The sequence below is a fragment of the Kitasatospora sp. NPDC002551 genome, assembly GCF_040296005.1.
Lineage (GTDB): Bacteria > Actinomycetota > Actinomycetes > Streptomycetales > Streptomycetaceae > Kitasatospora.
This window is the reverse complement of record NZ_JBEOWI010000004.1, coordinates 265,578-292,115: the sequence shown is the minus strand read 5'-3', so window position 1 is coordinate 292,115 and position 26,538 is coordinate 265,578. Positions and strand designations below refer to the sequence as shown.

The following is a 26,538-nucleotide window of genomic DNA, read 5'->3' as shown; positions in this document are numbered from 1 at the left end:
ACGCGGGCCCGGCCGCTACGAGATCCTGGAACCGAGTCCGTGCCGCGCCAATGGAAGCCGGACAGTTGGGGGGATTCCCCTATCGAACGCCCTCTCAGAACTCCTTGACCAGCCGCCGGTGGCCCGGCCCCCAGCGGTACCCCAGGGCGGTGTTCACCGCGACCATCGGCACGTTGCCGGCCTCGACCTCGGTGTGCGCGGTCCGCACGCCGTGGCCGGCCAGGTGCCGGGCGGCGTGCAGCTTGAGCGCCCGGGCCAGCCCGCGGCCCCGCCACGGGCGCAGCACCCCGGTGTAGTCGATCCGGCAGGCCTGCGGATCGGACACGGCGTGCACGACGGTCGCGCCGACGATCCGCCCCATGCTCTCGGCGGTGAACACCCAGTCGGGCCGCCCGCCGGGTCCGTCCAGGGCCTCGGCACGCCACGGCTCGAAATCCGGGAGGGCGTCGGCGAATCCCGGGTTGTCGCGCAGGGTCTCCCGGTAGAGGTGGTGGAGCTGCCGCTCGGGCTCGGGCGCGGTGGTGTCGGCGAGGGTGTCCAGGTGCAGGCCGGGCGGCGCCTGCGGAGCGGGCAGGTGCGCCCCGATGGAGGCGACGGCCGACCGGACGTGCGCGTCCACCCGGTAGCCCCGGCCGAGCAGCAGGCCGGTCAGGTCCGACGGGCACGTCCCGCGGGTGTGCCCCGACCTCCCCTCCCCGTCCGGGAGTTCGCCGAGCATCCGGGAGGCGCCGGCCCCGCGCGCCCAGCGCTCCAGCCCGTCGTAGAGCGGCAGCAGCCATGCCGGCGCTCGCCCGGGTGCGCTGACCACGAGCGAGGCGAGGTCGCCGGGCGGCGTCCACGGCGCCCGCCAGGCGGTGGCGAAGGCGAGCAGGTCGCCGGAGGGGCCGGGCTGGACCAGCCGGACCCGGCCGTGTCCGGTGAGCCGCCCCCGATGATCGATGAGGAACTCGTCCGTACCCGGCAGCGCCGCGTCCCGCTCCAGGAGTTCGGTCGCCGTCACGGTCGCGGGCCCCTCGGCCGACAGCAGTTCGGCCAGTGCCGGATAGTCGACGGCGGGCAGGAACGGGCGGATCACCCGTGACCGCCGTGAAGAGATAAGAGCGTCACATGTGAAACCTTACTGGCGTTCCCGCTCGCCCGGCCGGCATATTTCCGAGCGGCTTCGTGGGGCCCTGTTCAAGTGGCTCCGTGCGGTGGTCCGGGCTCCCCGCTCCGAATGGGTCCGTTTCGGGTCCGGCACGGCATGCCGGACCCGAAACGGACCGGTATGAGTGCCCGTCCGCCGCACTCCTCGTCTCGCGGGGTTGTGCCGGGCCCGGCTGTCGGGCGAAGTCGTCCGGTGGGTCTGCCGGCGTGCGCGACCCGCCCGTGGTGGGCGTGCGGCCACTCCGGGAATCGGCTGTGCGGTGACGGAACACGGTGCGCCAGGCCTAGGACTGCACTTTCGGCACGCCGCCCTTGCGGCCGATGGAGAATGCGATCCGGTAGACATCCGGGAGATCGATTCTGCCGTCCTTGCGGCGGCGCATGACGCCAAGGGCGATCAGCTCGTCGATAAGCCGCAGATAGTCGTCCGGATAGCGCGGTCCAGTTCGGACTTCTGCTCCGTTCCCGCCCGCGTTGGCGCGGGCTGCTTCCCTGCCGAGGGTGGCTGCCAGGTCCGATGCCGCCCAGAGGTCCAGGACGAGTCCTTGGTCGATCGGCACTTGCTGGCCGGCCAGGGGTTCGATGACCGTCCGGACCCACGGCATGTCCTCGCGGATCTCGTTGACGCGAGTCTGCGACGCCGATTGGACGCCCTTTCGGATTCCCTCGTGGTAGATGGCAAAGGGATGGCTCGCGTATTTCCCTCGCGTCTCGTCCACGGCCATGCTCAGCGCGTTGAGGAAGCTGCGAGGGCTCACCTGTTCGACGCCGTCCATGAGGTGGTTCGGAAGCCAGGTGTAGGTGATGCCCTTCCGGTAGTTCGCCCCCATGTAGGGTCCGGCGAGCTGGCTGAAGACGGATGCCTGCACCTGCTCGTCACCCAGCAGTGTCGAGGGAGGGAGGTGCCGCCCGGCATGCTCGGTCCAACTCCCGGTCCAGGAGCGGAACCTCGTGGATTCGGCGCTGTCGTGGTTGCCGAGGTAGTGGAAGAACAGGCCGTACAGGTTGGTGGTCGTCCACTGGAGGCTGGCAGCGTTGGAGGTCAGCTTCGATGCGTCCGGGAAGTGGAGGAGCGCGCCGTCGAACATGTCGGGGCGGATGAAGATCTTGCACCGGATGTTCTTGGTGCTGAGCCGCATCTCCAGGGCGAGCTGAAGGATGCCGGCGACCAGCCGGTCGGCCTGGGTCCGGTCGCGGTGGAGGTGCTCCAGTGCGTCGAAGAGGATCAGCTGCGTGGTTCTGGCCACCTGCGCTTCGGCGTCCGCCCGCGCGATGGTGCGGTCGCGTGCTCCTGGATTGGCCCGGACCCAGGCAATACGGTCCTTCCATTCCATGCTTCCCTGGAGCTCCGGCTGCCCGAGCGTCACCAGCAGCACGGCGTTCCACAAGTCGTAGGCGCGGATGCCGTGGTCCACCAGACTCGCCAGCTCGCCGGCCCCGGGGTAGAGGTCGGGCTGCAGCATCGCGCTGTATCCGGGGGAGACCTTCAGGTTCCGGAGCCGGTCAATGCGATACTCCTCCGCCGCGACGTCTCGAAGTTGGTCGTCGAGCAGCGAGCGGCACCAGAAGGTCTTGCCGACTCCGCGGCCGCCGCGGACCACGGTGGTGTCGACATGGAGTGCGAGGCGGTGGGTGTCGGGGGTGAAGAGGTTGAGGAGCGTGGGTACGACGGTGTCCGCGTCCTGGGCGGGAGGCAGCGCGGAAACCAGCAGGTTCCGGTAGTCCTCGGCTTCAAGCGGGGCGGTCATCGCGGTCCCTCGATCATCAGGTTGGTGGCGGTCTCCAGGAAGGAATCGTACGCGGCGCGCACGAACGCGCGGTCGTCCCATCCTGGCGTGGAGACGGCGTCGAGGCCGACGAGTTCCAGGGCGAACAGGATAGGAATGGGGGAATGAGGGGCCGAGGCGTCTTCCGGGCTGGGGTTGAAGCCCGTGTCTCCATCGACCAGATCGTCGTAGAGGACCGAGAAGCACTCCCACGCGCGGTCGCGGAAGGTTTCCAGATAGGCGGCCGTCCCGGCATCCGGAACCATGGAGGCGACCATCCTGAGCTTCTCGCGAATCTCGGGTGCCTTGCCGGAAGAAAGCCAGGCCGTGAAGAGATCGCGGTAACCGGCCCAGGTCTGCCCGTTGTCGCTGCCGAACAGCAGGGCGAGGTCGCACAGGCGTGAGATGGCGACGGCGGCGATGTCGTGGATACCCGCGCGGCTGTCGAGAAGGACGACATCGGGTCGGCGGCTCTCCCTGGCCACGGCGTCCTCGCAAGCGCGGACCGCAGCCTCCAGACGGTCGGAGAAGGCACCTTGGCCTTGGCCCGGGACATCGGCGTAGACACGGTTGAGCTTGTCCACATAGGTGTATTCGGCATCGGGTTCGCCGCGCCCCCGGGCAGGAGCCACCCAGAGCTCGCCATTGTTCTGGAGCTGGAAATGGGTCGCCTGTGCTACGAGGTCGAGGCCCTCGTCGTTGCGAAGCGCCGATTCGACGAGTTGGTCGATGATCCCGTACCTGGGCAGCTGTTCCTCGCTGACGAGAAGCGGTCCCGCTCCGGGAGACTCGAGGTCGAGATCGATGACGAGGACGCAGTTGCCCCGCTCCGCGAGGTGCTTCGCCAGCATGAAGGTGGCCGTCGAGCGGCCCACGCCACCCTTGAAGCCGTAGAGCGCAGTGCGGGCGGTGCGGGTGCCGCCCGCATGCTGGTCCGGGGTGCTCACACGGGCCCAGTCCCCGCCGACAACCGTGTTGTCGAGCCATCGGATGCTGCCGCGGCCGGGCTCGGCGACGTACCGGAGGTCAGGAGTGGCCCGGGGCGAAGCGAAGTAGGCGTCCGGCTGGAAGAGTCTGGAAGCGAGCAGCAGGGGCCGCTCGGCTACGTAACGGCCCAGCGTGCTGTTGAGTCGGCCGGACCAGAGTTCCTGGTCGGCCGTGTCAACCTTCGAGGACCGGTCGTCCAGGAGCAGCGCGAGGCGACCGAGGATGTCCCGCACGACCAACACGTCGACGCCGGAAGCGGCCACATCGACGGCCACCGCGAGCGCGAGAGGCCGCGCCTGGTCGAATCGAACCGGCTCGGGCGGGATGGTCACGTGAGTACTCCGTCAATGAGCGCCTGCTCGTGCAGGGCGAGAATCAGTTCCGAGGCCGCACGGCGGGCTCGGACATCAGCCTCGACGATGGAAGAACCGTCACTGTAGCGATCATGCACGCTCCAGGTGGAGAACGGTGTCGAAGCCGTCAGGATCGAGGCGAGGGCGCTTCCGGTGCGCCCGTGAAGAAGGAGCGTCGCATCGGATATGACGTCGCCCGTGTCGGACCAGGCTTCGGGAAGATGCCCGATCTGCTTCTGCTTGCCGTTCTGCTGCGGGATGTACGGTTTGCCGGCCGGCCGTCCGCCGGGTCGGAGCGGATCCATCGATACCCGGGTGTACCTGAGCATGAGGCTCTTCAGCGCGCATTCCACGGCAAAGCCGAAATGATGGTCGGCGTTGGGCAGTCGGCCGTCATCGTGCAGGTAGACCGCGTCGTTGTGGTGACGCAACGCGGCGTCCGCGTAGTGGTCTTCCTTCGAAGTCTGTGACACGGCCTGATCCTAGGGGGACTTCTCCCGGATCCTCCAGCCTCGAAGGTCCCCGAACCCCCGAGGTGGCGGCGCCGGTCCCCGGGCGAGAGCCGTTGTTCGCCGTGCTGTCGGCGAGGTACGGGACGGAGGCCGCCCCGAGGACGGTGGTCCTGAGCGTGCCGTGGAGGTCGACGGTGTGCGACGCCGTGTCGAAGACATCCGGGGTGACGGTTGCCGGACGCGGTGCGGGTCGTGGCGTCCATGACATGACCGGCGGGGGTGGTCACCCGGTGGGGTGGAGAATGGCGGATTCGCGGGCGGGCGGGGCGTGGTGGGCAGTACGGTGCCCGCATGACCGTGCTCGTCCGCCGTCGTCACATCGACTTCGGCCGCGTCCACTCCACCGGCTGTCCGGTCATCGTCTGATCGTCCGACCACCCGGCCCGTCCGGCCGTGCCGCCCCGTGCGGGCGCCGCCGGGGCCGTCGTCCGCCCGTGCCGGGCGCGGCACTCGATCCGCGCGCATCTGTGTGCACTCGCGCGCACTCCCGCGCGCCCCCGTGTCCCGGCAGACCACGATCCGACCGCACCGAAGGGACGTCAGTCCGCCATGACCGACACCGCCACCGACCACTACCTGCGCAACAACGCCGACTACGCCACGGCCTTCGACGGGCCGCTCCCGCTCCCGCCGGCCCGACGCACGGCCGTCCTGGCCTGCATGGACGCCCGGCTCAACGTCTACGGCGCGCTCGGCCTCGCCGAGGGCGACTCGCACGTGATCCGCAACGCCGGCGGGGTGGCGACCGACGACGCCATCCGCTCGCTGGCGATCAGCCAGCGGCTGCTCGGGACGCGGGAGATCATCCTCGTCCACCACACCGACTGCGGCATGCTGACCTTCGCCGACGACGCGTTCCGCGAGTCGATCCGGGAGGAGACCGGCATCAAGCCCCCGTGGGCCGCCGAGGCCTTCGCCGACCTGGAGACGGACGTCCGGCAGTCGGCCGCCCGGATCCGCACCAGCCCGTTCGTCCCGCACACGAGCGACGTGCGCGGTTTCGTCTTCGACGTCGCGACCGGGCTCCTGAAGGAGGTCGAGCTCTGACCGGTGGCGCCGACCGACGGCGCCGACCGACGGCCGGAACCGCCGGTCAGCGCCCGCCCGGTCCGCCCGGGCCCAGCAGGTGGACCAGGCCGTCGGCCAGGCCACCGCGCCAGCAGGCGTAGTCGTGCCCGCCGTTGAACTCGCGGTAGGCGAGGTCGTAGCCGCGGGCGGTCAGCACGTCGCGCAGGTGGCGGTTCTGGGCGAGCAGCATCCACTCCTGGAGGCCGACCTCGATCCAGAACCGGGCGCCGACGCGCTCGGTGGCCGCGAACCGACGGGTCAGCCACTCGCTGCCGCCGTCGAGCTCGGTGCCGTCCGGCCACCAGAACGAGCCGGACTGCGACAGCGCGTTGCCGAACCGGGCCGGGCGGCGGAAGGCGGCGAACGCGGCGGTCAGGCCGCCCGCGCTCTGCCCGGCGATCACGGTGCGGGCCGGGTCGGAGGTGGCCCGGTGCTCGGCGGCGGCCCAGGGCAGGATCCGGTCGGCGAGCAGGTCGACGAAGTCCGGGTTGCAGCTGAGGTCCTCCGGCCGGCCGGGGCCCATGGTGTGGACGAACAGGGCGACGGTCGGCGGCAGCAGGCCCTCGGCGGTCAGGTTGTCCAGGGTGTCGCCGAACGACAGCACCTCGCCCCACATCTCGCCGTCCAGCAGCACCAGCACCGGGTACGGGCCGGCGTCGGCGCGGTGCCCGGCGGGCAGGTGCACGTCGATCCGCCGCCCGGCGACCTCGGCGCGCACGGTGCGCCCGCGCGGCACGTCCCGGCGCCGCCGCGCGTAGGGCTGGGCGGGCGCCCCGGGCAGGGCGAGCACCGAGGAGGGGTGGCGCCCGTCGCGGGCGGGCAGGTGCTCGCCGGCGCAGAGCGGGTCGGGGCGGGCGCCGTCCAGCACCCGCAGCCAGTCGGCCCGCCGGGTGCCGGGGACGGCGCCGCGCACGGGGTACAGCTGGTAGGAGGCCCGGTGGTCGGCGCGCAGCCGGTAGGTGCGCGACCAGCCGCCGGCCCGGCGCTCCATCAGGTGCGGGGTGAGGTCGCCGGCGTGCCGGTCCTTGTCGGTCACGGTGTGGACGAGCGCGAGCACGGCGTCGTACGGCTCCTCGCCCGGCTCGTCGCGCAGGACGAAGGTGACCCGCCGGTAGGCCGGGTCCTCGGGGTCGGGGTCGACCAGCGGCGCGCCCTCGGCGGCCACCCGGGCCCAGAACCCGTCCCCGGTGTCCGGCTGTTCACTCTGCACGGAAGGAACTCCTCGATGGTCGAACGGGGTGGGGCGGTCGGGGTCGATCGGTCATGCGGTTCGGTCAGGCCGGGGTGCCCTTGCGGCCGAGCAGCACCCAGAGCAGGAAGGGCCCGCCGAGCACCGTGGTGACGATGCCCACCGGGATCTCGACGCCGGAGACCAGCACCCGGCCGAGGGTGTCGGCCAGCACGATCAGCACCGCGCCGACCAGCGCCGAGCCGAGCACCGGGACGCGGGCCGGGCCGGCCAGCCGTCCGGCGATCACCGGTGCGGCCAGCGCGACGAAGCCGACCGGTCCGCAGACCCCGACGGCGAGGCCGGCCAGCGCGACGGCGAGCAGCAGGCAGGCGAGCCGGACCCGGCCGGGGTCGACGCCGAGCGAGGAGGCCACGTTGTCGTCGAAGCGCAGCACGGCCAGCCGGCGGGCCACCACCAGGGCGAGCGGCACCAGCACGGCGAGGCCGATCAGCACCGGCGTGGCCACCTCGTAGTCGCGGCCGTTGAGGCTGCCGGAGGTCCACACGTACAGCGAGGAGGCCGAGCTGAGCGAGCGCCGGGCCATCGCCACCTGGATGACGGCGGAGGCGAGCGCCGACATGGCCAGGCCCACCACCAGCACCCGGTAGCCGCGCGCGCCGAGGCCGCCGGAGACGGTGGTGACCACGGCGACGGCGACCAGCGCGCCGATCGGCCCGGCCCACCAGGCGCCGAACGCGCCCGAGGCGGTGACCGAGATCAGCACGGCGGCGGTGGCGCCGTCGTTGACGCCGAGCAGTTCGGGGGTGGCGAGCCGGTTGCGGGCCAGCGTCTGGGTGAGGCAGCCGGCCAGGCCGAGCGCGGCGCCGGCGGCCAGGCCCGCGACGATCCGGCCGAGCCGGAACTTCTGCACCAGCAGCACGTCGAGGCGCTCGCCGTAGCCGAAGACGGCCCGGAAGGTGCGGCCGAGGCCGAGTTCGCTCTGCCCGGCGTGCGCGGAGACCACCACGGCGGCCAGCAGGACGGCGGCGAGGCCGAGCGCGGCGAGTGCGTTGCGGCGGGGGAGCAGGACGGACAGCGCGCCGCGCCGGATCACCAGGTCGGGCCGGGGTGCCTTCTCCTCGTCGTGGCCGGCGCGGCCGGAGGGCGCGTCGGGGGCGGTGTCGGCCATGCCGAGCGCGGCCGACTTCCGGGAGCGGACGATGGCGATCAGGGTGGGCGCGCCGATCAGCGCGACGATCACCGAGACCGGCGCCTCGAACGGGCGGGCCACCACCCGGGCGAGCACGTCGGCGCCGGTGAGCACGGCCGCGCCGACGAGTCCGGCGAGCAGGGTGAGCCGGCCGACCCGGGGGCCGGCGGCGGCGCGGGCCAGGAAGCCGGCGAGCAGGCCGAGGAAGGAGATCGGCCCGGCGAGCGCGACGGCGGAGGCGGTGAGCAGGGTGACGGCGAGCGCGACCGCGGCGCGGGTGGCACCGGGCCGGTGGCCGAGGCCCCGGGCGAGGTCGTCGCCGAGCGCGAGCGCGGACAGCGGCCGGGTGGTGAACAGGGCGACCAGGAAACCGGCGCCGAGCACCGGGGCGAGCTGGCGCAGCGTCGTCCAGCCCTCCACGCCGGCCAGCGAGCCGAGCACCCAGACCCGGTAGCGGTCGTACGCCTCGGGGGAGTTGACGATCAGCACGCCGGTCAGGCCGCCGAAGGTGGCGCCGACGGCGGAGCCGCCGAGGACCAGGCGCATCGGGGAGCCGCCGCCCCGGCTGCCGGCGATCGCCAGCACCAGCCCGCTGGCCAGCACGGCGCCGCCGAAGGCGGCGGCGAGGTAGCCGTAGGAGGTCTGCACGCCGAGGACGGCGATGCCGAGCACGACGCCGAGCGAGGCGCCGGCGTTGACGCCGAGCAGGCCGGTCTCGGCGAGCGGATTGCGGGTGACGGCCTGCAGTTGGGCGCCGGCCACGCCGAGGGCGGCGCCGACCAGCAGGGCGGTCAGGGTGCGGGGCAGCCGCAGGTCGCCGACGACCAGGGCGAGCCGGCTGTCGGAGCGGGCGCCGTCGGTGTCCAGCAGGTAGTCCAGCACCCGGCCCGGGCCGACCTCGCCCGCGCCGACGGACAGGGAGAGCGCGGTGAGCGCGAGCAGGGCGGCCAGGATGCCGCCGGCGACGGCCCAGGAGGTGCGGCGGGACCGTTCGGCCGCCGGCGGGGCGGGGACGGGGGGATCCGCGTCGGCCGCCTCGGCGGTACCCACTTGCGACAATGTCATAAGGTAAGGCTAACCTAATGGTCATCGCGGTCGGGCAGGTGTCCGACCCGGCGTCGGATCCGTCCGGACCGCCCCTGGTTCGCGGCACCGCGCCACCGTTCCACCGCTCACCGACCGCACCGCCCGTCTGCAACACCCTTGCCCGGAGGCCTCCATGTCGACCCGCCAGAGCCCGCTCCACCCCGCCCGCCGCCGTGCGGTCCAGGCGCTGGCCGCCACCGGAGCGGCCACGCTCCTGCTCGTCGGCTGCGGCTCCTCGGGCTCCTCCGACAAGGGTTCCGCGGAGGGCTCGCCCTCCGCCGCCTCCACCACCGCCGCGGGCGGCCCGGCGGCCGACGCGGCCGGCGGCAAGCGGACCGTCAAGGACGCCACCGGCACCGCCGTCGAGATCCCCGCCGAGCCCAAGCGCATCGTCACCCTCACCCAGGAGGACCTCGACGCGGTGCTCGCCCTCGGCCTCAAGCCGGCCGGCATCACCAACGGACAGGGCCTCAACGAGCCGCCGGCGTACCTGAAGGACAAGGTCCAGGGCATCCCGGTGGTCGGCAACCTGCTCCAGCCCGTCATGGACAAGGTGATCGCCGCCAAGCCCGACCTGATCCTGGCCGGCGACATGCAGGACCAGCAGGTGCTCAAGCAGCTGCGCGAGATCACCCCGGCCACCCTGGTCACCATGGCCCCGACCGACGACTGGAAGCTGTCCTTCCGCGGCATCGGAAACGCCGTCAACAAGCTCGACCAGGCCAACAAGGTCATCGCCGACTACGACGCCAAGGCCGCCAAGGCCGGCGGCGAGCTGGGCGAGAACAAGGGCAAGGCCGTCTCCATCGTCCGCTGGAACCCGACCGGCCCCAGCTGGATGGAGAAGAAGCAGTTCGCCAGCGGCGTCGCCCTCGACATGGGCCTGACCCGCCCGCAGGCCCAGGACAAGGACGGCAACGCCCACACCCCGGCGCTGAGCCTGGAGAAGATCAACGAGATCGACGGCGACTGGCTGTTCCTCTCCACCCTCACCGACGACGGCAAGGCCGCGCTCAAGGACGTCCAGTCCAAGCCCGCCTACCAGGAGCTGAACGCGGTGAAGAACAACCACACCGTGACCGTGGACGGCTCGGTCTGGTCCACCCGCGGCGGCCCGCTCGCGGCCGACGTCGTGATCGGCGACATCGGCAAGGCGCTCGGCGCCAAGTGACCGCCGGCGGCGGGCGCCCCCCTCACCGGGCGTCCGCCGCCCGGCTCGTTCTCCCCTCCCCAGCGCATCCCGAGCGAAGGAACCCGCCATGGAGTTGACGGTCGAGGGCCTCAGGGCCGGATACGGCCCCGGACGCCCGGTGCTGGGCGGCGTGGACCTCACCGTGCCCGGCGGGCAGGTGGTCGCGATCGTCGGCCCCAACGGCTGCGGCAAGTCCACCCTGCTGCGCTCGATCGCCCGCCTCCACCGGCCGGACTCCGGGCGGGTGCTGGTCGGCGGCGAGGACGTCTGGAAGCTGCGCCCCCGGCAGGCCGCCCACCGGGTGGCGCTGCTGCCGCAGAGCCCGCAGGCGCCGGAGGCGGTCACCGTGGCCGGGCTGGTCCGCTACGGCCGCCACCCGCACCAGGGCCTGTTCCGGCAGTGGTCCGCCGACGACGAGCGGCTCACCGCCGAGGCGCTGCGGGCCACCGGCGTCGAGGAGTTCGCCGAGCGCCGCCTCGACCGGCTCTCCGGCGGCCAGCGGCAGCGCTGCTGGCTCGCCATGGTGCTCGCCCAGGACGCCCCCGTGGTGCTGCTCGACGAGCCGACCAGCGCGCTGGACCTCGGGCACGCCGTGGAGGTGCTGGAGCTGGTCCGCGAGGTCGCGGCGGGCGGGCGCACCGTCGTCATGGTGCTGCACGACCTCGCGGCGGCGGCGCGCTACGCCGATCTGCTGGTGGCGATGCGCGGCGGCGAGGTGGTCGCCTGCGGGGCGCCGCGCGCGGTGGTCGACGCGCCGCTGGTGCGGGCGCTGTACGACGTCGACAGCGACGTGCTCGCGGCCCCCGGGGACGGCGCGCCGGTGATCGTGCCGCGCGCGGGGAAGCGGGCGGCGGCCTCCCCGGTCGGCTGACGGCCGCCGCCCGGGGTCCCCCGGACGGCCGGGCGGGCGCGGCGGGGTTCGGCCGGTCCCGGTCCCGGGTGTGGTCTGCTGGACGGGCGTCCACCGGACGTCCGTGCCGCCGCCGCGCCCGCGTCCCCGGGAGGGGTCACCGATGCTCCGTCGCTCCGCCGCCCTGTTCGTCGCCCTCGTCCTCGGCTCGGCCACCGCCGCCGGCTGCTCCTCGGCCGCCGCGCCCGGGCACGCCATGGTGCCGCCCACGACGTCCGGCGCGTCCGGCGCCTCCGAGCCCGCGCCGACCACGTCCGCGCCGACGAGCCCGGCCCCGACCGCGCAGACTCCGACGCCGACCCCGACTCCCGCGCCGGGCGCTCCCGTCTCGGTGGACGTCGTGGGCACCGTCACCGACGGTCTCTCCTCGCCCTGGGGCCTGGCCGTGCTGCCCGACGGCGACCTGCTGGTCTCCGAGCGCGACGACGCCCGGATCGTGCGCGTCTCGGCGAAGGACGGCAGCCGGACCGAGGCCGGCACCGTCCCCGGCGTCACCGCCGGTGGCGAGGGCGGCCTGCTCGGCCTCGCCCTGTCGCCCGGCTTCGCCACCGACCACCGCGTCTACGCCTACTTCTCCACCGCCTCCGACAACCGGATCGCCCGCCTCGACTACGACCCGGCGCGTCCGGCCGGCTCCCAACTGGGCGATCCGGCCGTCCTGCTGAGCGGGATCCCGCACGGCTCCCGGCACAACGGCGGCCGGATCGCCTTCGGCCCGGACGGCTTCCTGTACGCCGGCACCGGCGACGCCAACGAGCGCCCGCTCTCCCAGGACCGCGACTCCCTGGGCGGCAAGGTGCTGCGGCTGACCCCGGACGGCGCCCCCGCCCCCGGCAACCCGTTCCCCGGCTCGCCGGTGTACTCGCTCGGCCACCGCAACGTCCAGGGCCTGGCCTGGGACCCGCAGGGGCGGCTCTGGGCCTCGGAGTTCGGCCAGGACACCTGGGACGAGCTGAACCTGATCACCTCCGGCGGCAACTACGGCTGGCCGACCGTCGAGGGCGCCGCCGGCCGCCCGGGGTTCACCGACCCGGTCGCCCAGTGGCACACCGCGGACGCCTCGCCGAGCGGCATCGCCCACGCCGCCGGGGGCGTCTGGATGGCCGCGCTGCGCGGCGGGAGGCTCTGGCGGATCCCGCTGGACGGCGAGCGCCCCGCCGCCCCGCCGCAGGACTTCCTCTCCGGGGTGTACGGCCGTCTGCGCACCGTGGTGGCCGACCGGGACGGCACCCTGCTGCTGCTCACCGACAACACCGACGGCCGGGGCGAGCCTCGCCCCGGCGACGACCGGATCCTGCGGCTGACCGTCACCACCGGCGGCTGACCGTCGATTCCGGGTGACCGCGAGCGGTACTGGATCACCTGTTCGAGCGGTTTGAACGTGGTTCGACCCGGGATGCGACGCTTCCTACCGGTCAGTACCCCTCCCTGCCGGTTCGGTTGTCAGTGTGCCCCGTTACGTTCCTCCCATCACTGACCGACTGGGAGGAGCGCGGCCGTGGCGTGGGTGGAAACGGGAACGGGCGGTTACCAAGTCGCCTTCGACGAGGAGGGCAAGGTGGTCTGCCGCAACGCGGCCGGCCGTCAGCTGAAAGCCGTCCCGCCGAAGCTGAACGACGATCCGGTGGTCGTCGGGCTCAAGCAGCTCACCGAGTGGCTGGAGGCGCACCGGCGCGGCTGCCGGGAGAGCGTCGAGCGGTGGATGGTCCGCTCGCTGCCCGTGCCCGCCGCCGTCGTCACCGCCGTCTGGGCGGACGAGGCGTGGCAGGAGGTACTGCGCGACCTGGTGGTCACCGGGCCGGACGGCGCCGTCGCCGGCTTCCTGCGCGGCGCCGACGCCGAGCGCGGCCTCGGCCTGGTCGACCTCGACGGCGACACCGTCCGCCTCACCGACGGCGAACTGCGGATACCCCACCCCGTCCTGCTCGAGGACCTCGACGAGCTGCGCGAGTTCGCCGTCGAACTCGGCGTCTCCCAGCAGGTCCAGCAGCTGTACCGGGAGGTCTGGCACCGGCCCGCGGACACCGCCGGCACCGAGGTCACCACCTACGCCGGCGGGCACTACGCCGCGCTGCGCGACCTGCTCGGCCGCTGCGCCCGGCTCGGCTACCGGGTCCGCGGCGGACACGCCGTGCTGCCCGTCGTCGAGGACGGCCGCGACCTGGAGGCCCGGGTCTGGGTCGGCGACTACTACGAGTACGACGAGTGCGAGACGGGCGCGCTCAGCTGGACCGGCCCGGACGGCAAGGTCCTGCCGCTGGCCGAGGTCGGACCGGTCGCCTGGTCCGAGGGGATGCGGATGGCCGCCGCACTGTACGCCGGCCGCACGATCGAAGGGGAGGAAGCCGCATGAGCACGACCACCGGACCCGACCGCACCACCGGTGCGCCCGGCGACAGAGCCCGTCACGAGCGCCTGCTGGAGGCCGGGGCGGTCCTCGCCCCCGGCACCCTGCCCGGCGCCGGCGCCCCCGACAGCGCCGCCGACGTCCTCACCGCCCGCACCTACGCCCACCCCGCCCTCGACGGGCGCCGCGTCGTGCGCCTGGTCCCCGGCGCGCTCGGCCCCGCCGAGGACGCCGCCGTCGACTTCCTCGGGCTCGCCCCCGCGGTGGAGCCGGTCGAGGTCGGCCAGGTCCGCCAGGAGGCGCTCGGCTTCCCCGCCTGGGCGCTGGTCCACGACCCGGCCAACGGCCACCACGCGCTCGCCCTGGTCAAGGAGATGGAGCGGCTCGCCCGCCAGGCCAAGTCCAAGCCCGGCCACGCCAAGGACGGCTTCGACGAGCTGGCCGTGCGGCTCGGCCGCGCCGTTCCGCACTTCCTGCCCACCTACTGCGAGCAGGTCGGCCGGATCTTCCTGGAACAGGGCAACCAGACCTACGCCAGCACCTTCTTCGGCAAGGCCCGCGAGGCCGAGCGCACCCACAGCCTCGCCGTCGACGAGGAGCGGCTGCGCGCCGTCTTCCTGGAGTTCGCCCTGGCCGGCGCGCTCAGCGTCAAGGCGCTGCGCCAGTACGTCAAGGAGCTGAGCACCCGGCTCGACCCGCTGACCGCCTGGCAGCGGTTCCGCCAGCTGTGCGCCGAGCGCTCCGCCGCCGGCATGGCCCCCTACGCCGGGGTCGCCGAGGACGCCCGCGCTCTGCTCAAGGCCGCCGGCCTGGACCGCGAGGAGCACGAGCGCGACCTGCTCGCCGAGCTGCTCGCCTCACCCGCCGTCAACCGGGCGCCCGGCACGTTCTGGAAGGTCTGGCACGACGCCGTCGTCGCCCTCGGGCAGCGCGACGACGCCGTCCGCGCCCGCCTCCTGCAACTGCTGCCCACCCCGTCCGGCAACGAGGACGCCGACGTCCAGGACACCGCCTGGCTCACCCTGCTCGCCGAGAGCGGCGCCGAGCGGCTGCTCACCGACCCGGCCGCCGCCACCGGCACGGGTGCCACGGGTGCCGGCGCGGACGCGGCCGGGGACCCCGAGCCGGCCGCCGCCTGGCTGCAGCGCTGGACCAACCACCTCGGCCGCGGCTGGCGCGACCGGGGCCTGAACACCGAGACCATCGGCCTGGTCACCCGCATGCTGGAGCGGCTGCGCGCCGAGGCCGTCCCGGTCGACCTCTTCACCGGGGTGCGCCGCAGCGCCACCCAGCTCGAACTCCTCGACCTGCTGCTCGCCGAGGGCGTTCCGGTCGCCGACCCGGCCGACAACCACACCTTCCTCCTCCAGCACTGGGTCGCCGCCTCCTCGGCCGACGGCCGCACCCTGGCCGCCATCGCCGCCGACCCCCGCTTCCGGCCCGCCCTGCGCGCCGCCGTCCCCGCCGTCTGGGAGACCGTCGACAGGCGGGGCCTGGCCGCCCGGCCGGTACTGCGCGAACTGTTCGTCGAGTGGTCCGACGCCCGGGCCGACGAGCTGGAGACCGTCCGCGGCCTGGAGAGCGCCGCCGCGATGCTGCGCGGGCTGAGCCCCCACCGCACCGGCATCCGTGACGAGAACCCGGCCGCCGCCCGGCGGATCGCCGGCCTCGACGTGGCCGGGCTGCTCGCCCGCGCCCTGCGGGGCGGCATCCTCGACGAGCTCGCCTGGCCGGCCCTGGAGGAGGCGCTCGTCCGGCTCGGCGCCGGCGAGGGCGACACCCCCGGCTTCGGCAGCGGCCGCAGCCTGCCCGACGGGCTGGTGCTGCAGGAGGCCTGGCCGCACCTGGTGCTCGGCCGCGGCAACCAGGTCGTGGTGGCCGGACCGCAGGGCATCGTGCTCGAACACACCCTGCGCATCCCGCACAAGCTGGAGAGCCACCAGCACGCCCACTTCCGCTTCACCGACGGCGAACTGCTGGTCGCCTGGTACCACGACGGCAAGCAGCACGCCTACTGGTCCGGCCGGCCCACCGAGACCTTCGAACTCGGCGGCGAGAACATCGCCCGCTACTACGGCGGCAGCGACGAGATCAACACGGCGTCCATCCCGCTGCCCGGCGGAGGGCGCACCGGCGGCCACCGCCCGCTGCACGTCGGCGACACCCAGGTGCCCGACCAGGACCACGTCCTCTCCGACGGCACCGGCCACTGGGCCGGCCGCTGGAACCGCGGCTACGTCCTGCACGAACTCGACGCCGCCACCGGCACCGTCGGCCGCGTCTCCGAGCCGCCGCGGATCGCCGCCGGCGCCGCGGCGGGCCGCCTCGAACTCAACCGCACCAGGATGCTGCCGCTCCAGCCCGGTCTGGAGGACACCCCGCTCGGCACCGACGGCACCGTCCTCGGCCACTGGGTGCGGATCGACGGTTCCCGGGTCACCACCGGAACCGCCGACGGGACCACGCTCGTCCTCGACAACTCCGGCGGCCGGATCCACCCGTGCGCCCGGCTCGCCCTGCCCGGTGGTGGGCGCCCGCTGGTTCAGGAAGGCCACCAGCACCACCTCGTCCTCGGCCTGCCCACCGAGGACTCCGCGACCGAGGGCACCGTCACCGCCGACCCGACCGGCCGCACCGCCGATGTCGAACCCGGCCGCCCCGGCGGCCTGGACGCGGCCGGCACCGCCGTCGTGCCGCCGCTCGCCCACTGGCACGCCCTGCGCCCGCGCGACGAGCAGGCCTCCACGGCGCTGCGCACCGTCACCGACGAGCAGGCCGCCCGGCTCATCGACGCCGCCTGGCCGGCCGACGCCGAGCCGGTCGCCGCCGCCGATCAGCGCTGGATCACCGTCCAGGGCGTGCGCCGGCCCGTGGTCAGCAGCGGCAAGGCCGCCGAGGACCTCCCGCTCGACGCCGTCGCGCAGGCCCTGCCGGGCATCACCCACCGGCGCGTGCTGGCCGGCGTCACCGGCCTCGCCCGCGCCGCCGCCAACCTGCTCGACACGGTCGCCCGCTACCTCCCGCAGCCTGAGGACGCCCCCCGCACCACCGGCTCCTCCGGCGCCCCGAGGTACGCCTACCGGCCCGAGCACGGCACCGACTACGAGCTCGGCGAGGCCGCCACCCTGCTGCTGCCCGGGATCGGGGGCTTCGGCCGCTCCTGGGACCGCAGCGTCAACTACCGCGTGCTCAACAACCTCCGGACGGTCACCGCCGTCCTCGCCGAGCCCCCCGCGGCCGACGGCGACGGCTGGAGCACCCCGCAGCAGCTCGATCTGCACGGCGACGAGACCCACCACGGCTGGCTGCACGCACTCGGCCAGGTCGGCGTCCTCGCCTACGCGGCCGCCGCCCCGCTCACCTCCGACGAGCACCGGGCCTCGCTCGTGCTGCTGCTCGCCGAGCTCACCGCCGGGCCGCTCGCCGACCGCGGTGCCACCCTGCGCCAGATCCGGCTCACCGAGCCGCTCACCGAGGGGCTGAGCAAGGAGGACAGGCACGAGCGCCGGGCCGGCCAGGTCTGGCGGCACGGCGAGCGCACCGTGATCATCCTCGGCTGCAGCCACCACATCGACGACCAGGTCTTCTGGCTCGCCGCCGACCACGACCCGAGCGGCGAGTTCGGCCCGGTCGCCCACTTCGGCACCGCCTTCGAGCGCACCACGGAGGAGAGCGTCACCGCCGCCTGGGTCGCCCGCTTCACCGCCCTCCTCGCCGAGCGCGGCGCCATCACCCACCGTGCCGACCGCGCCGCCGACTTCGGCGAGCGCACCGGCATCGGCGCCGTCCGTTCCACCCTGCTGTTCAGCCCCACCGACGCGCTCATCCAGTGGTACGGCGCCGGGCTGCCCGCCGAGGCGCTCAAGGAGTACGGCCTCAAGGCCGCCGAGGCCAAGGCCGCCCGCAACTGGCTGCGCGGGCACGAGCGGTCCGTCCTCGCCGAGACCTGGGCCGCCCTGCTGCCCGAGGACCCGGAGGAGCTCTGGACCACCGGCCCGGACAGCGCCGCCGGAGCCGCCCGCTGGATCCAGCGCCTCGGACGGATCGTCACCCTGTCCGACCAGGACCAGGCCGCCGTCAGCGGTGCGAGCGTCCAGCGGATCGAGGAGATCCTGAACGCCGCGACCACCCCCTGGCTGAGCCGCACCACCCGCCAGCGGCTGACCCCCGTGGGGGACGCCGGCAAGCTCAGCCTGCTGCCCGAGGACGCGGACGCCCTCCCGGACTACAGCACCCTGTCCGAGTTCGCCGACGCCCTCGCCTGGCTCGCCTACCGGCTGTCCTGGAACAGCCCGCTGCGGGCCCTGCTCGCCCCGGCCGTCCGGGCGCTGCGCACCCGCCTGGCCGACCCGGGGCTGCTGCTCGCCTTCGACCTGCGCCGCAACAGCAAGGGCGAGCCGCTGGCCGCCGTGCTGCGCACCCGCTTCGGCCTGCCCGCCGAGGGCGGCGCCGACGCCGACGGACTGGTCCGCTGCGGCGAGGCCGTGGTGCTGTCGCCCGGCCACGACGAGGCGGAGTACATCTGGTGGCGCCCCGCGGGCGTCAGCGGGCCGCAGGACCCGGCACTGGAACTGCTCACCGGCCTGGCCGAAAGCCACTGGCTCGCCCGCCAGCGGTCCGTGCTCGCCGCCCTCCTGGACGGCGGCCTGGACCGGCTGGCCGCCCTGCCGGACCTCCCCGGGACGGCCGACGCCGGCGACACCGGCGCCGGGGCCGACGTCGGGGCCGGAGCCGACGCCGGGGCCGAGGTCTGGGCGCACCACCCGCTGCTCACCGTGCCGGAGCTGGTCACCGAGGTCGCCAAGACCCACGAGCTGGGCGAGGACGCCGCCGTCGTCTACCTCCAGCTGCTGGCCCTGCCCGACCCCACCGACCGCAACGTCGCCCGCTGGACGGGCTGGAAGCCGGCCCGGCTGAAGAAGGCACGCGCCGAACTCCTCGCCTCCGGGCTGGTCGTGGAGGCCAAGCGGGCCCGCGCCGGGCGCACCCTCTTCCTCCCCGGCGGCTGGCAGGAGGCCAAGGCCCCCGGCCTGCCCGTCGAGACCTGGAAGGCCGGCCTCTACCCGCTGCCCACCCACCACGCGGCACTGCCGAAGCTGCCCGTCCCGGAGCTGTTCACCCGGGCCTGGCAGCGCGTCACCGACGGGGACGCCCCCGGCTTCGAACAGCTCCAGACCGGCAAGCGCAGGAAGGCCCGCCGATGACCACCACCACGTCCACCGCCACCGCTGCGCCGGGGTCCGCCGCCCGGCAGGTCGTCCTGCCGGAGGAGCGCTACGCCGCCGAACTGGAGTTCCTCGCCGCGTACGACTCCGGCCCGCGCCCGCCCGGCTGGCGGCTCACCCCGCGCGCCGTCGTCACCTTCGTGATGGGCAGCGGCGGCGAGAAGCTCAAGGCCGGCCGCAAGAGCCTGGCGATCGAGCAGAAGTTCGTCGGCGAGCGGGCCCTGGTCGAACGCTGCGTCGTCACCCTCGCCGGCGAGCGCGGTCTGCTGCTGGTCGGTGAGCCCGGCACGGCCAAGTCGATGCTCTCCGAGCTCCTCGCCGCCGCCGTCTGCGGCAGCAGCGCGCTCACCGTCCAGGGCACCGCCGGCACCACCGAGGACCAGCTCAAGTACGGCTGGAACTACGCCCTGCTGCTCGCCAAGGGTCCCAGCCGCGACGCCCTGGTGCCCTCGCCGGTGCTCACCGCGATGACCACCGGCGCGGTCGCCCGCGTCGAGGAGGTGACCCGCTGCCTGCCCGAGGTCCAGGACGCCCTGGTCTCGCTGCTCTCCGAGCGGCGGGTCGCCGTCCCCGAACTCGCCGGCACCCCCGACGGCCAGCTGCACGCCGTCCCCGGCTTCACCCTGATCGCCACGGCCAACCTGCGCGACAAGGGCGTCAGCGAGATGTCCGCCGCCCTCAAGCGCCGGTTCAACTTCGAGACGGTCGGCCCGATCGGCAGCCTCGCCGCCGAGGTGGACCTGGTCCGCCGCCAGTCCACCGCCGCCGTCGCCCGCGCCGGCGCCGCCTACGCGGTGGACGACGCGGTGCTGGAGGCCCTGGTCACCGCCTTCCGCGACCTGCGCACCGGGCGCTCCACCGAGGGCTGGGACGTCGAGCGCCCCTCCACCGTGATGAGCACCGCCGAGGCCGTCTCGGTGGCGACCGCCCTCGGCGTCACCGCCGCCTACCTGCCCGACGGCGGCGACCTGCTCGGCCGGCTGCCCGGCCAGCTCATCGGCGTCGTCCGCAAGGACGACCCCGCCGACGCCGCCCGGCTGCTCGGCTACTGGGACGGCCCGGTCCGCCGCCGTGCCGAACAGGGCGCCGCCACCTGGCGCACCCTGTGGGACCTGCGCTCCGCCCTGGAGCACTGAGCCCCGGCCGGCCCGGCGCCCGCCGGGGCGCCGGGCCGGCCGCCCCGCACACCCGGACTCCTCCACCCCCGAACTCCCGAACCCCTGAACTCCCGAACCCCTGAACTCCCACCGAGAGGTGAACACATGAGCAGCGCGGTGCCGCCCGGCGGAGCGGGCCCCGGCCTCGACGACCCGCGCGGGACGGTCGAGGCCCAGGCCACCCGACTGGCCGCGTCCGGCCTCGACACGCCCGGCCCCTACCTGATCGGGGTGCGCCACCACGCGCCCTCGCTCAGCGCCGTCGTGCCCGCCCTGCTCGACGCCGCCGCGCCCGAGGTGCTGCTGGTCGAGCTGCCCGCCGAGTTCCAGCCCTGGCTCGACCTGCTCGCCGACGAGGCCACCAAGGCCCCGGTCGCCCTCGCCGCCGCCCCCGCCGCCGACCGCTCGGACGGGAGCGCCGACGGGATCGGCGCCGAGGCCGGCCACGGCACCGGGCTCGCCTTCTACCCCTTCGCCGACTTCTCGCCCGAACTCGCCGCCCTGCGCTGGGCCCGCCGCCACGGCGTCGAGACCATCGCCTGCGACCTGCCCCTCGCCGTCCGCGACCGGTACGCCGAACGCGAGCACGCCCGCACCGGCCCCGACGCCCGCCCCGGCGTCGCCGACGCGCTGCGCCACCGCCTCACCGGGCGCGACGACGACGAGGACCTCTGGGACCGCCTGGTCGAGACCGCCGCCCCCGGCTCCACTCCGGAGGCCGTCCGGCGCGCCGCGCTGCTGGTCGGCTGGGCGCTGCGCCGCGACGCCGAGGACGGCCCCGGCGTCGACCCCTACGACCTGCGGCGCGAGGCCTGGATGCGGGAGCGTCTGCGGGAGGCGGGCACCGGCGGGCGCCGGGTCGCCGCCGTCATCGGCGCCTTCCACGCCCCCGCGCTCACCCCGGCCGAGACCGTTCCCGAGCCCGCCCCCGAGCCCGTTCCCGAGCCCGCCCCTGAACCGGCCCCGGACGCCCGTCACACCGTCTCCCTGATCCCGTACACCTACCCCCTCCTCGACGCCCGCTCCGGCTACCCGGCCGGCATCCGCGACCCCGAGTGGCAGCACACCGTGCTCGACGCCGCCGGCGACCCGGACCGCCTCACCGAGGCACTCGTCCGCACCGCCGTCCGGATCTGCGAGGCCCTGCGCGCCCAGGACCACCCCTCCGGCCCGGCCGACGCCCGCGAGATCGTCCGGCTCGCCGGCGACCTCGCCCGGCTGCGCGCCCTCGCGGCCCCCGGGCGCGGCGAACTCGTCGAGGCGGTGCAGACCGTCCTCGCCCAGGGCGAACCCCTCGGCCGGGGCCGGGCGGTGGCCCGCGCGCTGGAGAAGGTCCTGGTCGGCACCCGCACCGGCGAGCCCACCCCGGCCGCCCCGCGCAGTGGCCTCGCCCCCGCCGTCGAGCAGCTGCTCGCCGACCTCGGCCTGCCCGGCCCCGGCGACAACGCCGAGCCCGCCCCCCGCGAACTGCGGCTCGACCCGCTGCGCTCACCCCTCGACCGGCGCCGCGAACTCCTCCTCCACCGCCTCACCGCCTGCGGCGTCCCCTACGCGGAACCCGTCGAGACCACCGGCGCGGGCGGCACCGAGACCCTCACCACGCGCTGGCGCGTCCGCTGGACCCCGGCCGTCGCCGCCATGCTCACCGTCGCCGGCACCCGCGGCGTCACTCCGGCCCAGGCCGCCGAGGGCGCGCTGCGCGAACGGCTCCGCCGCGAACAGCAGGCGGACGGCCCCACCGCCCGCGAGGTCCTCCAGGGCCTCGCCGACGCCGCCGCCTGCGGCCTCCCCGCCCTCACCGACACCCGCCTCACCCAGCTCACCGCCGTCCTCCCCACCAGCGGCACCCTCCCCGACCTCCTCAACGCCCTCGCCCTCCTCGACCGCCTCACCGCCACCCACCAGCCCCCGGCCCCCGTGCCCGGGTCGCCCGATGCCGTCCCGGCGTCCGTGGCCGCCCTGCCGGTGGCGGGGTCGGAACCTGCGGCTACTTCGCCGGCCGCACCGGCCGGGACGGCTGGGGGCGGCCTCGTGGACGCTGGGTCGACCGGTGGGGCCGTCGGATCTGCGGGCGCCTCGCCTGCGGGTGATCCGGGGGTTCCTGGACTGGTGCTTGGTGGGCCGGCGGTGGCCGTGTCGCCTGGCGGTGCGGCTGATGTCGGCGCATCGGTGGTGGAGACCGGGGGCGTGACCGCATCCGGTGGGGGCTCCCCGGCCGCGTCGACCGGCGGTTCGGGGGATCCGGTTCTCGCCGCGCTGGCGGCGGCGGCCGATGTGCTGACCGTGGCGGCGGTGCGGCAGTTGGAGGGGCTCGGCGGGTCGGACGAGGCGGACGACGCCCGGGCGCTGGTGGAGCTGGCGCGACGGGCGGACCTCTCCGGGGGCGTCCGGCTCCGGCACGCGCTGGCCGAACTCGCGGACGCCGGAAGCCCCCTGGTGCGCGGTGCGGCCGGGGCGGTGCGCGTGCTGCTCCGGCAGGAGGAGCCTGCGGTGTTCGGCGACCGGGCCGCCTCCTGGGTCGACGGCGCCACCGGACCCGATGCCCGGCACACTCTCGAACGGTCCCTGGTCGGACTCCTCACGGCCGCCGAAGGGCTGTTCTCGACCGCCCCCGGGGTGCTCGAACCAGTACTCGAACGGGTGGTCACCCTCCCCGACAACGCCTTCCTGGACCGCCTGCCCGCGTTGCGCGGCGGATTCGACACGCTCAGCCCGGCCGCCCGGGACCGGCTGCTGGACATCGTCGAGGAAGGCCTGGGCACCCGTCTGGACACGCTGCCCGCGGAGGTGCCGCCCGCGCTGCTCGCCGACTGGTCGCGCGCCGACCTGGCAGCCCGCGCCGCGCTCGCCCGTCGCGGGCTGCTCCCCGCCCTCCTCCCGGCGCCCACCTCCGAGGCACCGGCACCGACACCGACACCGACACCGACACCGGCGACGGCACCGGTGACGGCGACGGAATCGGCAGCAACACCGGCCGCCACCCACGCCCTCGCCCCGGCCGAGCGCTGGCGGCTGCTGCTCGGCCGACCGGGCAGCGGCGGCCTCGGCGGCCGGGCCGCCCGCCTCGCGACCGCGCTCGACGAGCTGTACGGCACCGGACACGGCGAGGGCTCCGGCCCCGGCCTGGACGGCCGCGGCGGCGCGGGCGGCAACCGGGGCGGGCGCGAGGCGCCCTACCCGGGAGTGCGCGAGTGGTCCGAGGAACTGACCGCCCTGTTCGGTCCGGGCCTTCGCGAGGAGGTGCTGGCGGCCGCCGTCGCCCGGGGCCGCGGCGACGCGCTGGAGGCGATCGACCCGGGCGCCGTCCGCCCGTCGGTCGACCTGCTGCGCACCGTCCTGGAGCACGCGGGCGGCCTGCCCGAGGCCCGGCTGGCCGGGCTGCGACCGCTGGTCCGCCGCCTGGTCGACGAGCTGAGCCGGGAGCTGGCGACCAGGCTGCGCCCCGCCCTCACCGGGATCAGCGTGCCGCGCCCGAGCCGCCGCCCCGGCGGCGGACTGGACCTGCACCGGACCATTCGGGCCAATCTCGCCACCGCCCGCCCGGCCGACCCCGCCGGAGGGCCGTCCGGCGGCGAACCCGGTGGCGAACCCGGCGCCATGGTGATCGTCCCGGAGCGCCCGGTCTTCCGGACCAGGGCCCGCCAGGCGTCCGACTGGCGGCTGATCCTGGTCGTGGACGTGTCCGGCTCGATGGAGGCGTCGACCGTCTGGGCGGCGCTGACCGCGTCGATCCTGGCCGGAGTGCCCTCGCTGAGCACCCACTTCGTCGCCTTCTCCACCGAGGTGGTCGACCTGACCGACCAGGTGACGGACCCGCTGGGCCTGCTCCTGGAGGTCCGGATCGGCGGCGGCACGCACATCGCGGCCGGCCTGAAGTACGCGCGGGGTCTGGTGACCGTGCCGTCCCGCACGCTGATCGCGGTGGTCAGCGACTTCGAGGAGGGCGGCCCGGTCGGCGGGCTGCTCGCGCAGACCCGGGCGCTGGTCGACTCCGGCTGCCACCTGCTGGGCTGCGCCGCACTGGACGACACCGGGGCGGCCCGGTACTCGAAGGCGGTCGCGGGCCAGCTGGTCGCGGCCGGGATGCCGGTGGCGGCGCTCAGCCCGCTGGAACTGGCCCGCTGGGTGGGGGAGAAGGTCCGATGACGGAGATGGCAGGGGCAGTGGCGGGAACGGAGAGCGGGACGGACGCGCCGTGGCCGGCGGTCCGGCCCGAGGTGGTCGCCGAGGTGGTCTCCGGGCTGTCGGCGCGGCTGCAGAAGCGCCTGGACGGCGCGGCGGCCAAGCTGGCCGAGCGGCCGGTGGAGCGGACGGGCGAGGACTGGCGGATCGCCGTGGACGAGGAGACGGTGCTCGTCCTGCACGCACCGGGAGGGGTGGTCGCCGACCAGGCGGACGTGCGCTGCGGCTGCCTGCTGGCGCCCGCCTGCGTGCACCGGGCCGCGGCGGTCACGGTCTGCCCGCTCGCCGACGACGAGCCGCTCGCCGACGGGAACGGCGAGACCACCGGGACCCCGCCGTCCGACCGACTCGACCGGTCCGACCAGCCGGACCAGCCCGACCAGCCGGACCGGCCCGACCGGGCAGGACGGACGGACCGGGCCGCCCCGACCTCCCCGCCCGGGCCCGCCGAGCCCGCCGAGGCCCTCACCATCGCCGAGCGGACCGCCGCCGCGCATCTGCACCGGGTGAGCGCCGCCGTGCTGGCGGCGGGCACCGGTGGCGCGGGCGCGGTGCTCCAGGCGGAGCTGTTGCGCGCGGCCCACCGGGCCCGGCTGGCCGGTCTGCACCGACCGGCCGCTTCGGCGGTGGCGGTGGTCACCCGGATCCGCGCCGCCCGGTCGGGCGCGCCGGACCACCGGCTCGCCGACCTCACGGCCGGCCTGCGCGAACTCCTCGGCCTCAGCACCGCCCTGGCCCTCGCCGCCACGCCGGAAGCGACGCCGACGGAAGCAGCGCCGACGGGAGCAACACCGGTCCCGCCGGCCCCATCGGCCGCGCCGGGCGTCGCGGAGCTGCGCGGAACGGCCCGCCAGGCCTATGCGCCTGCGGGCGGCCTGCGGCTCTACGGCCTGTTCGCCGAGCCGGTGCTGACGGCCACCCACGCGGGCGTGCTCACCTGGGCGGTGGACGCGGGCGGCGGGCTGCACACGATGGCGGAGGTCATGCCGCACAGCGACGCCTCCGGGGCGGCGCCACAGGCGGTCGGGGCCGGGAACCGGGCGGTGCGGCTGGGGGACGCGATGCTCAGCCACCGCGAGTTCACCCGGGCCGGGCTGGCCGTGCAGGGGGCGACCAGGTCGGCGGCCGGACGGCTCGGGGCGGGCGCCTCGGTCCGCGCGGTCCGCGCGGCGGGCGCGGCCTGGACGGCGGAGCCGCTCGCCGGGCTCTGGGGCGAGCCGCCGGCCGCCCAGGTGGCGAGGGCGCTCGCCGCGGCGGCGGTGCCGGCGGAGGTCAGGCCGGCCGGGAGCGAGCTGCTGTTCCTGGACGTGACGCTGCTCGGCGCGGTGCCGTACGGGGCGGGCGGGGAGCAGCGGCTGCTGGCGGAGTGCGACGGCGTGGTGGTGGCGCTGCGCGCCGCGCACGACCACCCGGGGCTGGCGTACCGGGGGAACCTGGCGCTGCTCGCCACCGCCCCCGGCCTGCGGCTGCGGGTGATCGGCCGGCTGGAGCGCGCGGCCCGCCCGGAGCTGCGGCTGCTGGCCGTCGGCCTGCCGCCCACGGCGGGCGCCGACGCTGCCGCCGCGTCGGCGTCCCCGGGCGGCGGGCCGGCAGGCGGCGAGCCCGCGCTCGCGCTGCCCGCCGACCGGGCGGGCCGGGTCAACCTGGGCCTGGAGCGGCTCCAGACGGCCGACCTCGCCCTCCCGCCCGCCGGCCCGGCCGGGTCCGCTGCGCCCGCACCGTTCGGTGCGCCCGGTCTCGCGGACGAACCGGCCACCCCCGTGCACCTGCTGGCCCGCCGGGTGGGGCAGGCGGTGACCGGCGGCCGGGCGGCGCTGGCGCTCGGCGGCACCCGGGTGGTCGGCGGCGACCGGGCCCGGCTGCGGTCGGCGGGGCTGGCCACCGGTGCGGCGCTGCTGGACGGGCTGCTCGCGGCGGCGGTGGACCAGCCGCGTGACGTCTTCGGCCGGGTGGTGGCGGACGATCACGGCGCCTTCGCGGCCGCCTGGCTGGCGGCGGCCTGGTACGAGGAGGAGCTGGCCTCGGCGCTCTGCGCGACCGCCTGGTCCGCTCCGCCGCAGGCGGCCCCGGCCGGGGCCGCCCCGGTCCGGCCATAAGGAGAACTATTTGCACAAGCAGGTAAGCCGCGCAGAATGGCATAATTGGGCGGGGGAGGGCGTTTCCCCCGCAAGCACACCCGAGCACACCGAGCACGACCAGAGCAGGACCCGAGCAGAGAGGGGCGAG

Annotated in this window: 15 protein-coding genes; 9 read left to right on the top strand and 6 right to left on the bottom strand. The window is 75.3% G+C overall.

Annotated elements, in window-relative coordinates:
• Positions 1–94: 94 nt before the first annotated feature.
• The 4 genes from ABT093_RS06805 to ABT093_RS06790 all read right to left on the bottom strand — a co-directional run bounded on the left by ABT093_RS06805 (position 95) and on the right by ABT093_RS06790 (position 4,725).
• Positions 95–1,075 carry a GNAT family N-acetyltransferase gene (locus tag ABT093_RS06805; RefSeq protein ID WP_350561121.1) on the bottom strand — a complete coding sequence of 327 codons (981 nt, stop codon included), beginning with the start codon at positions 1,073–1,075 and terminating at the stop codon, positions 95–97.
• Between the two features lie 355 nt (positions 1,076–1,430).
• A complete protein-coding gene (locus ABT093_RS06800) occupies positions 1,431–2,894 on the bottom strand; it encodes a hypothetical protein (protein WP_350561119.1) in 1,464 nt (487 codons plus the stop codon).
• Positions 2,891–4,231 carry a KGGVGR-motif variant AAA ATPase gene (locus ABT093_RS06795; protein ID WP_350561117.1) on the bottom strand — a complete coding sequence of 447 codons (1,341 nt, stop codon included), beginning with the start codon at positions 4,229–4,231 and terminating at the stop codon, positions 2,891–2,893. Before ABT093_RS06795 ends, ABT093_RS06800 begins: the two co-directional genes overlap by 4 nt.
• Complete coding sequence (locus ABT093_RS06790) at positions 4,228–4,725, bottom strand: hypothetical protein (protein WP_350561115.1); 498 nt, start codon at positions 4,723–4,725, stop codon at positions 4,228–4,230. The genes ABT093_RS06795 and ABT093_RS06790 overlap by 4 nt, the downstream gene beginning before the upstream one ends.
• A 588-nt stretch (positions 4,726–5,313) precedes the next feature.
• On the opposite strand from ABT093_RS06790, the gene ABT093_RS06785 reads away from it, so the two are divergent.
• Positions 5,314–5,811, top strand: a complete 498-nt coding sequence (locus tag ABT093_RS06785; RefSeq protein WP_350561113.1) for a beta-class carbonic anhydrase — start codon at positions 5,314–5,316, stop codon at positions 5,809–5,811.
• A 46-nt stretch (positions 5,812–5,857) separates the two neighbouring features.
• Here the strand turns inward: ABT093_RS06785 and fes are convergent, their stop codons facing one another.
• Both fes and fhuB read right to left on the bottom strand, forming a co-directional pair.
• Complete coding sequence (gene fes / locus ABT093_RS06780) at positions 5,858–7,090, bottom strand: enterochelin esterase (RefSeq protein ID WP_502884147.1); 1,233 nt, start codon at positions 7,088–7,090, stop codon at positions 5,858–5,860.
• Positions 7,091–7,106: 16 nt separating this feature from the next.
• Positions 7,107–9,278, bottom strand: a complete 2,172-nt coding sequence (gene fhuB, locus ABT093_RS06775; RefSeq protein ID WP_350561111.1) for a Fe(3+)-hydroxamate ABC transporter permease FhuB — start codon at positions 9,276–9,278, stop codon at positions 7,107–7,109.
• 154 nt (positions 9,279–9,432) lie between these two features.
• Here fhuB and ABT093_RS06770 point away from each other — a divergent pair, with 154 nt between their 5' ends.
• The 8 genes from ABT093_RS06770 (at position 9,433) to ABT093_RS06735 (ending at position 26,408) form a co-directional block, all read left to right on the top strand.
• Positions 9,433–10,470: an ABC transporter substrate-binding protein gene (locus ABT093_RS06770; RefSeq protein ID WP_350561110.1), complete on the top strand. Its 1,038-nt coding sequence runs from the start codon at positions 9,433–9,435 to the stop codon at positions 10,468–10,470.
• An 88-nt stretch (positions 10,471–10,558) separates the two neighbouring features.
• Positions 10,559–11,362 carry an ABC transporter ATP-binding protein gene (locus ABT093_RS06765; protein ID WP_350561108.1) on the top strand — a complete coding sequence of 268 codons (804 nt, stop codon included), beginning with the start codon at positions 10,559–10,561 and terminating at the stop codon, positions 11,360–11,362.
• A gap of 142 nt (positions 11,363–11,504) precedes the next feature.
• Positions 11,505–12,725 (top strand): PQQ-dependent sugar dehydrogenase, encoded by a 1,221-nt coding sequence (locus ABT093_RS06760; RefSeq protein ID WP_350561106.1) that lies wholly within the window; start codon positions 11,505–11,507, stop codon positions 12,723–12,725.
• A 174-nt stretch (positions 12,726–12,899) separates the two neighbouring features.
• A complete protein-coding gene (locus tag ABT093_RS06755; RefSeq protein ID WP_502884139.1) occupies positions 12,900–13,754 on the top strand; it encodes a DUF4132 domain-containing protein in 855 nt (284 codons plus the stop codon).
• Positions 13,751–18,952 (top strand): hypothetical protein, encoded by a 5,202-nt coding sequence (locus ABT093_RS06750; protein WP_350561104.1) that lies wholly within the window; start codon positions 13,751–13,753, stop codon positions 18,950–18,952. Before ABT093_RS06755 ends, ABT093_RS06750 begins: the two co-directional genes overlap by 4 nt.
• Positions 18,949–20,109 carry an ATP-binding protein gene (locus ABT093_RS06745; RefSeq protein ID WP_350561102.1) on the top strand — a complete coding sequence of 387 codons (1,161 nt, stop codon included), beginning with the start codon at positions 18,949–18,951 and terminating at the stop codon, positions 20,107–20,109. Before ABT093_RS06750 ends, ABT093_RS06745 begins: the two co-directional genes overlap by 4 nt.
• A 126-nt stretch (positions 20,110–20,235) precedes the next feature.
• Positions 20,236–24,276, top strand: coding sequence for a vWA domain-containing protein (locus ABT093_RS06740; RefSeq protein ID WP_350561100.1), 4,041 nt, complete (start codon positions 20,236–20,238; stop codon positions 24,274–24,276).
• Positions 24,273–26,408 (top strand): hypothetical protein, encoded by a 2,136-nt coding sequence (locus ABT093_RS06735; protein ID WP_350561098.1) that lies wholly within the window; start codon positions 24,273–24,275, stop codon positions 26,406–26,408. The genes ABT093_RS06740 and ABT093_RS06735 overlap by 4 nt, the downstream gene beginning before the upstream one ends.
• Positions 26,409–26,538 lie beyond the last annotated feature (130 nt).